Source organism: Sphingomonas sp. CCH9-F2, from assembly GCF_001556735.1.
Classification (GTDB): Bacteria; Pseudomonadota; Alphaproteobacteria; order Sphingomonadales; family Sphingomonadaceae; genus Sphingomonas; species Sphingomonas ginsenosidimutans.
In genome coordinates, this window is record NZ_LSJO01000268.1 from 1 (window position 1) to 6,855 (window position 6,855).

General features: G+C 66.2%; 9 protein-coding genes and 1 pseudogene. 4 read left to right on the forward strand and 6 right to left on the reverse strand.

The window, feature by feature from the left end; translation table 11 throughout:
* Window positions 1-198, reverse strand: a pseudogene (locus AX685_RS08010) (hypothetical protein); the annotation flags it as partial.
* Between the two features lie 207 nt (window positions 199-405).
* Between AX685_RS08010 and ykgO the strand changes: the two are divergent.
* Both ykgO and AX685_RS08020 read left to right on the forward strand, forming a co-directional pair.
* Window positions 406-531: a type B 50S ribosomal protein L36 gene (gene ykgO / locus AX685_RS08015; RefSeq protein ID WP_003046794.1), complete on the forward strand. Its 126-nt coding sequence runs from the start codon at window positions 406-408 to the stop codon at window positions 529-531.
* Window positions 532-558: 27 nt separating this feature from the next.
* The gene (locus tag AX685_RS08020; protein ID WP_066487344.1) at window positions 559-1,212 is read left to right on the forward strand and encodes an HAD-IA family hydrolase; all 654 of its coding nucleotides are present in this window, start codon (window positions 559-561) and stop codon (window positions 1,210-1,212) included.
* Here the strand turns inward: AX685_RS08020 and AX685_RS08025 are convergent.
* Entirely contained in the window at window positions 1,164-1,676 is a 513-nt protein-coding gene (locus tag AX685_RS08025; protein ID WP_066487346.1) for a hypothetical protein, read from the reverse strand. The two genes, AX685_RS08020 and AX685_RS08025, sit on opposite strands and share 49 nt — an antisense overlap.
* 171 nt (window positions 1,677-1,847) lie before the next feature.
* On the opposite strand from AX685_RS08025, the gene AX685_RS08030 reads away from it, so the two are divergent.
* Window positions 1,848-2,219 (forward strand): DUF4440 domain-containing protein, encoded by a 372-nt coding sequence (locus tag AX685_RS08030; protein ID WP_066487348.1) that lies wholly within the window; start codon window positions 1,848-1,850, stop codon window positions 2,217-2,219.
* Between the two features lie 49 nt (window positions 2,220-2,268).
* Here AX685_RS08030 and AX685_RS08035 read toward each other — a convergent pair whose 3' ends face one another.
* Both AX685_RS08035 and AX685_RS08040 read right to left on the reverse strand, forming a co-directional pair.
* Entirely contained in the window at window positions 2,269-3,324 is a 1,056-nt protein-coding gene (locus AX685_RS08035) for a ribonucleotide-diphosphate reductase subunit beta (protein WP_066487351.1), read from the reverse strand.
* Window positions 3,325-3,372: 48 nt separating this feature from the next.
* Entirely contained in the window at window positions 3,373-3,588 is a 216-nt protein-coding gene (locus tag AX685_RS08040) for a hypothetical protein (protein WP_231738691.1), read from the reverse strand.
* Window positions 3,589-3,647: 59 nt separating this feature from the next.
* On the opposite strand from AX685_RS08040, the gene AX685_RS08045 reads away from it, so the two are divergent.
* Window positions 3,648-3,899, forward strand: coding sequence for a DUF2171 domain-containing protein (locus AX685_RS08045; protein WP_066487356.1), 252 nt, complete (start codon window positions 3,648-3,650; stop codon window positions 3,897-3,899).
* 71 nt (window positions 3,900-3,970) lie between these two features.
* Here AX685_RS08045 and AX685_RS08050 read toward each other — a convergent pair whose 3' ends face one another.
* Together AX685_RS08050 and AX685_RS08055 are read right to left on the reverse strand one after the other, a co-directional pair.
* Window positions 3,971-4,393, reverse strand: a complete 423-nt coding sequence (locus AX685_RS08050; protein WP_066487352.1) for an endonuclease domain-containing protein — start codon at window positions 4,391-4,393, stop codon at window positions 3,971-3,973.
* 160 nt (window positions 4,394-4,553) lie between these two features.
* Complete coding sequence (locus AX685_RS08055; protein ID WP_066487354.1) at window positions 4,554-6,449, reverse strand: ribonucleoside-diphosphate reductase subunit alpha; 1,896 nt, start codon at window positions 6,447-6,449, stop codon at window positions 4,554-4,556.
* Window positions 6,450-6,855 lie beyond the last annotated feature (406 nt).

The following is a 6,855-nucleotide window of genomic DNA, read 5'->3' on the forward strand; positions in this document are numbered from 1 at the left end:
GCTGCAGGGCGCGGCATAGGTCTTGTACTCCAGGCTCGCCGATGCCGCGCCCTGCAGCGGCTCGACCGAGACCGTCCCGCGCTGCGTCACCGCATCGTAATGGAAGCGCGTCGCCTCCACCGGGAAACGTTGCGGCCCGGTGGCGCAGGCGGACAGCGCCAGCGCGGCGGTCAACGGGAACAGGACGGCACGACGCATGGACTACCCCGTATCAATGCGGTCGGCGCCGCCAGCCGGCACCGCCGCGATGGCGATCGTTTCGACATAGCAACGCGCCGGTCCGCCGCAAGGTCCCCATGTGCCGTACGGTCGTCGATCGCCCCGGACGGGCGCGACGCCCGGTTGACTTTGCGGGCGCTGCTCTCTACGCGCCGCGCTTCACGATTTACCTGAAGAAGCCATCCCATGAAGATCCGCAACAGCCTCAAGTCGCTCAAGGACCGTCATCGCGACAACCGCGTGATCCGCCGCCGCGGCCGCACCTATGTCATCAACAAGACCAACCGCCGGTTCAAGGCGCGCCAGGGCTGATCCGCCCGCGCGGTGACTGACGGCACGATGCCGACGTCGGTGATCTTCGACGTCGGGCACGTCCTGTACGACTGGAATCCCCGGATTCTCTACGAGCGCCTGTTCGATGACGAACAGGCGCTTGACGTGTTTCTGGATACGGTCGCGACGAAGGACTGGCATTTCCAGCACGACGCCGGCCGCCCCTTCGCCGAAACGTCCGCCGAACTGAGCGCGCGCTACCCCGAACATGCCGCGATGATCGCGCTGTGGGGCCCACGCTTTTCGGAGCAGATCCCCGGTCCGATGCCGGGGATGGTGGCGCTGGTCGACGAACTGGACGCCGCGGACGTGCCGCTGTTCGCGATCACCAATTTCTCGGGCGAGTTCTTCGCGCCGTTCCGCGCGCGGGAGGCGGCGATGTTCGACCGGTTCCGCGACATCGTCGTGTCGGGCGACGAAAAACTGGTGAAGCCCGATCCGGCGATCTTCCGGCTGGCGCTGGACCGATTCGGGCTGCGCGCGGAGCAGGCGTATTTCGTCGACGACAATGCGGCGAACGTCGCGGCGGCGCAGGCGCTGGGCATCCGCTCGCACCTGTTCCGCGGGGCGGAGCCACTGCGTGCGGAGATGGTGGCGCTTGGGCTGCTCGATCAGAAGGCCAGGGCGAGCGCCGCGACGAGCGCCAGCACGCTGGGGTAGAAGGTCAGCGCGAAGCCGAAGGCGCGCGCCCCGGCGCCGTGGCGATAGCCGCCGTAGAACATCACGCGCCCCGCCACGAACAGCCCCACCAGCACCGCGACCGGCGCGGCGGAGCGATCGAACGCCGCCGTGAGCGCGAGGTGCGCGCCGATCGCCAGCACGCTTTGCTCCAACGTGTTCTGCAACATCGATCGCGCCGCGGCCACCGCGGGCGACGCAGGGCCGGCAGCGGCAATGTCCTGCACCGAGAAGAAGCGCCGCCGCGCGACGTCACCGATCGCCGCGGCGAGGCACAGCAGCACGAACAGATCGGCGCGCAGCGTCGCCTGCAACCGATCCGCGAACGGCACCGACGCGCCCGCGCGCGCGAAGGCAAATCCAAGCAGCGCAAGCGCGGTCAGCAACGCCGCGGCCATCGCAGCCGCGACACGGCGTTGTTCGCGGCGGAAGGGCTCGGTCGTCATCGCGGAGCAGACTGGCACGCGGCGCCGCGCGGGTACAGGGGGCAAGCGCCCCGCCGCCGCGACGCGGGACGATCCCGCCGCCAAACGCGGTTTGGGTCACGCGGGCGCGACCGTGTCAGGAACCGCCTGCGCAATCGATCGCTGTACCCCGACACGATCGGAGAAACGGGCATGGACGACGCGCGCATCTGGGCTTTCGAGGAAAGCCTGTGGACCGCCGATGCGGCGCAGTATCGCGAGGCGATCGACGAAGCGTGCCTGATGGTGCTGCCCACGCCACCGTTCGTCATGGCGGGTGACGACGCGGTCGACGCGGTCGGGGCGACGCCACGCTGGGACCGCGTCGCGCTTGCCGACCGGCGCGTCGCGCGCCCGCAGGAGGGGTTGATCGTCGTCGCCTATACCGCGACTGCCGAACGCGCGGGCCACGACGATTATGTCGCACACTGCACGTCGACCTATCGCCGCGTCACGCACAAGGACTGGCGCGTGATCCAGCACCAGCAGACCCCGCCGCTGGCCGCGGGCGCGCGCGCCGCCTGAACCAGGCGGGTGACGTGGGCCTCATCGGCGCCCGTCACCCGTCACATCGTCACTCCGCGGCGACGCCCGCGCGGCTGAACATGTCGCCGGTCTCGGCCGGATCCTCGTTCGCGGCCTTCGCGCCCTTCGCCTTGCGGCGCTTGTCGAAGGCGTCCCAGACGTCGTTCCACTGCCCCTTGGTCGCGGCCTTCGAATATTCGGTGGCGCGCGTCTCGAAGAAATTGGCATGCTCGACGCCATTGAGCAGCGGGGTCAGCCACGGGATCGGATGCTCGTCGATCATATAGATCGGCTTCAGCCCCAATTGCCCCAGCCGCCAGTCGGCGATGTAGCGGATATACTTCTTGATATCCTTGGCGGTCATGCCGTTGACCGGCCCCATCTCGAACGCCAGGTCGATGAACGCATCCTCCAGCCGGATCGTCGTCTGGCACTGGTCGGCGATATCGTCCTTCACCGCCTTGGTCAGGCAGTTGCGCTCCTTCACGAAGGCGTGGAACAGCCGGATGATCCCCTCGCAATGCAGGCTTTCGTCGCGGACCGACCAGGACACGATCTGCCCCATGCCCTTCATCTTGTTGAAGCGCGGGAAGTTCATCAGCATCGCGAACGACGCGAACAGCTGCACGCCCTCCGTAAAGCCGCCGAACATCGCCAGCGTGCGGGCGATATCCTCATCGGTATCGACGCCGAAGTTCTGGAGATAGTCGTGCTTGTCCTTCAGCTCGGCATATTCCAGGAACGCGCCATATTCGCTTTCCGGCATTCCGATCGTGTCGAGCAGGTGCGAATAGGCCGCGATATGCACCGTCTCCATGTTGCTGAACGCGGTCAGCATCATCTTGACCTCGGTCGGCTTGAACACGCGGCCGTATTTCTCGTGGTAGCAATCCTGCACCTCGACGTCCGCCTGGGTGAAGAAGCGGAAGATCTGCGTCAGCAGGTTGCGTTCGTGATCGGTCAGCTTCTGCGCCCAGTCGCGGCAATCCTCGCCCAGCGGCACCTCCTCGGGCAGCCAGTGCAGCTGCTGCTGGCGCTTCCAATATTCATAGGCCCAGGGATATTCGAACGGCTTGTACTGCTTGGATGCTTGAAGGAGGGACATCGAACTACTCCGGGGTAAATCTCTGGAAGTCTTGAAGGAAACGGCCGATCAGGGGGCGGCGCTCCATTGCCACATCGCCCAGGCGCTCATCGCCAGCGTGCTGCCGCCCGCGACGGTCATGACGCCGACCATGCGATAGACATAGACGCGCGCCGGCCCCTGCGGGTGGCGCAATTGCAGCAGCAGCCACAGCCCGACCAGCACCAGCACCGCGGCGACCGCGAACATGATCGCGCTTTCGAGCGGCAGCGTGGCGAGCGTCATGCCACCAACTCCCGTCCCGCGCGTTGCGCCAGCGGACACACCCCCGAAGGAGAATGACGATGGCCGATGCCAGCCAGATCAACGAACATGCCAAGGTGATCGGTGCGGACGGCGTGCATGTCGGCACCGTGGACCATGTCGACGGCGACCGCATCAAGCTGACCAAGGACGACAGCCCGCAGACGCAGGACGGCCAGGGCGCCCGGCATCACTATATTCCGCTCGGCCTGGTCGCCGAGGTGGAGGGCGACACCGTCCGCCTGTCCGCGACCGCGCAGAACGCGCAGGACATGTTCGAAGAGGCGGAATAGCCGCGTCATTCCCTCTCCCGGCGGGAGAGGGAGGGAGGCCCGCAGGGCCGGAAGGGTGAGGGCGTCGCGGTTCATGCCGCGACGCCCTTTTCCTTGGCCGCGGCACCCTCAGCCTCCCCATGCTGCGCATAGGCCCCTTCCTTCTCCCGCAGGGAAAAGGAGATGCACGCCACAACGCCGTCGATGTTCTGCATCACGTCACGGTTGGTGAAGCGGATCGTGCGGAATCCTGCCTGTCGCAGCATGGCGTCGCGCCGCGCATCATAGGGCGCGGCATCGGCATGGGTATCGCCGTCCACTTCGATCACCAGTCGTTCCGAAAAACACAGCATGTCGGCGAAATAGGGTCCAACCGGCGCCTGATGACGCCATTTGAGATGCGGAAAGGCGGCACGCAGCGCGCGTAGCAGGCGCCGTTCAGGAGCGGGTGCGCCGCGACGTAGCGACCGGGCGCGGTCGACGGTGCCGGCGGGCTGGTGATCGTAAAGCCTCACCGTCTTCGCTCCCCTACTCACCCTCACCCTTCCCACCCGGCTGCGCCGGGCGGGCCCCTTCCCTCTCCCGACGGGAGAGGGAGGGAGGCGCGCAGCGCCGGAAAGGTGAGGGTGACCCGCTCACCGGTGTCGCGCCGTCAGATGCGACCGCTCCGCCACCTCACTGACACGCCAGGCATTCGTCGTAGTCGGTGCTCTCGCCGAATTCGTACTTCGGCTTCTCGATCGTGTTGTCGTTCTCCACCCCGCCCGCGAAGCCAGCGCGCTGCACTGACTTGGAACGCAGGTAATAAAGCGACTTGATGCCCAGTTCCCAGGCGCGGAAATGGAGCATCAGGAGATCCCATTTCTCGACGTCCGCCGGGATGAACAGGTTGAGCGACTGCGCCTGGTCGATGAACGGCGCGCGATCGCCGGCCAGTTCCAGCAGCCACCGCTGGTCGATCTCGAACGAGGTCTTGTAGCAATCCTTCTCTTCCTGGCTGAGGAAGTCGAGGTGCTGGACCGAGCCGCCATGCTCCAGGATCGAATTCCACACCGCGTCGGAATTCTTCGACTTTTCGGACAGGAGCTTTTCCAGATACGGGTTCTTGACCGCGAAGCTGCCCGACAGCGTCTTGTGGGTGTAGATGTTCGCCGGGATCGGCTCGATGCACGCGCTGGTCCCGCCGCAGATGATGCTGATCGACGCGGTCGGCGCGATCGCCATCTTGCACGAGAACCGCTCCATCACGCCGACGTCGGCGGCGTCGGGGCACGGCCCGCGCTCCGCCGCGAGCGTCATCGACGCCTGGTTCACCTGCGCGTTGATGTGCTTGAACATCCGCAGGTTCCAGCTCTTGGCCATCGCGCCTTCGAACGGCAGCCCGCGCGCCTGGAGGAAGGAGTGGAAACCCATCACCCCCAGTCCGACCGACCGCTCGCGCGCGGCGGAATAGGCGGCACGCTCCATCCCCGGTTCGTGGCGGTCGATGTAGTCCTGCAGCACGTTGTCGAGGAAGCGCATCACATCCTCGATGAAGCCCTTCTCGTCCTTCCACTCGTCCCAGGTTTCCAGGTTGAGCGACGACAGGCAGCACACTGCGGTGCGATCGTTGCCCAGATGGTCGCGGCCGGTGGGCAGCGTGATCTCGCTGCACAGGTTCGACGTCGACACCTTCAGCCCCAGCTCGCGGTGATGCCGGGGCATGGAATTGTTCACATGGTCGGCGAAGACGATGTACGGCTCGCCGGTCGCCAGCCGGGTTTCGACCAGCTTCTGGAACAGCGCGCGCGCATCCACCTTGCCGCGCACGGTCTGGTCCTTGGGGCTCTTCAGCTCCCATTCGGCGCCGTCGCGCACCGCTTCCATGAAGGCGTCGGGGATCAGCACGCCGTGGTGGAGGTTCAGCGCCTTGCGGTTGAAATCGCCCGACGGCTTGCGGATCTCGAGGAACTCCTCGATCTCGGGATGCGAGATGTCGAGGTAGCAGGCCGCCGAACCGCGGCGCAGCGAGCCTTGCGAGATGGCGAGCGTCAGGCTGTCCATCACGCGCACGAACGGGATGATCCCGCTGGTCTTGCCGTTGAGGCCGACCGGCTCGCCAATACCGCGCACATTGCCCCAATAGGTGCCGATCCCGCCCCCGCGCGAGGCGAGCCAGACATTCTCGTTCCAGGTGTCGACGATGCCGTTCAGGCTGTCGGGCACCGAATTGAGGTAGCAGCTGATCGGCAGCCCGCGCCCGGTGCCGCCGTTCGACAGCACCGGCGTCGCCGGCATGAACCACAGTTTCGAGATATAGTCGTAGATGCGCTGCGCATGCGCGGCATCGTCGGCATAGGCGCTGGCGACGCGCACGAACAGGTCCTGGAAGCTTTCGCCCGGCAGGAGATAGCGGTCCTTCAGCGTCTCCTTGCCGAAATCGGTCAGGAGCGCGTCGCGCCCGTGATCAACCTCGACCGGATAGGGCTTGCCCAGCGCGCCCTTGGTCGCCTCTGCGGCGGCGTCACCCGCGGTCGCCGCCTCGATCGTGTCGGTGGTCATCGCCTCGCCGTCCGTCCCTCTGAAATCCATGTTCGCACCGCTCCCGCGTTCCCGTACCGTTCCGGCGAATCGATGACGAAGCACCGACTCTAACAGGGCAAACCGTTGAGAACAAACCGTGATCGCCGGTCATCCCGGCGGCGGCTTCCGCGCGTGACCCCGATATGGGGTCGCCGACGCCGTTCTACCATAACTTGGGTTCGCCCCCGAACCGAACCTCTACAGATTGTGGCAGATCGGCGGGGCAGGCAAGTCGGTAAAAATGGCCGTTACCGGACCTTACGCACCGAACGGCGCGCCATCGCCGTCGCGCGGAGTCAGCGACGCACGGACTTCCGCGGGGTTCGCCGATTGCAAGAGAACGTCACGCGAACAAAAATATTTTCATCCCGCGGCCAACCGGCGCTGCGATACGGCGGGCCGCACGGACATGACC

What these genes read in the sequence shown, in the direction of transcription:
- AX685_RS08025 (WP_066487346.1), bottom strand. Translation starts at nt 1,676, where the DNA reads ATGACGACCGAGCCCTTCCGCCGCGAACAACGCCGTGTCGCGGCTGCG.
- AX685_RS08055 (WP_066487354.1), bottom strand. Translation starts at nt 6,449, where the DNA reads ATGGATTTCAGAGGGACGGACGGCGAGGCGATGACCACCGACACGATC.
- AX685_RS08030 (WP_066487348.1), top strand. Translation starts at nt 1,848, where the DNA reads ATGGACGACGCGCGCATCTGGGCTTTCGAGGAAAGCCTGTGGACCGCC.
- AX685_RS08040 (WP_231738691.1), bottom strand. Translation starts at nt 3,588, where the DNA reads ATGACGCTCGCCACGCTGCCGCTCGAAAGCGCGATCATGTTCGCGGTC.
- AX685_RS08020 (WP_066487344.1), top strand. Translation starts at nt 559, where the DNA reads ATGCCGACGTCGGTGATCTTCGACGTCGGGCACGTCCTGTACGACTGG.
- ykgO (WP_003046794.1), top strand. Translation starts at nt 406, where the DNA reads ATGAAGATCCGCAACAGCCTCAAGTCGCTCAAGGACCGTCATCGCGAC.
- AX685_RS08045 (WP_066487356.1), top strand. Translation starts at nt 3,648, where the DNA reads ATGGCCGATGCCAGCCAGATCAACGAACATGCCAAGGTGATCGGTGCG.
- AX685_RS08035 (WP_066487351.1), bottom strand. Translation starts at nt 3,324, where the DNA reads ATGTCCCTCCTTCAAGCATCCAAGCAGTACAAGCCGTTCGAATATCCC.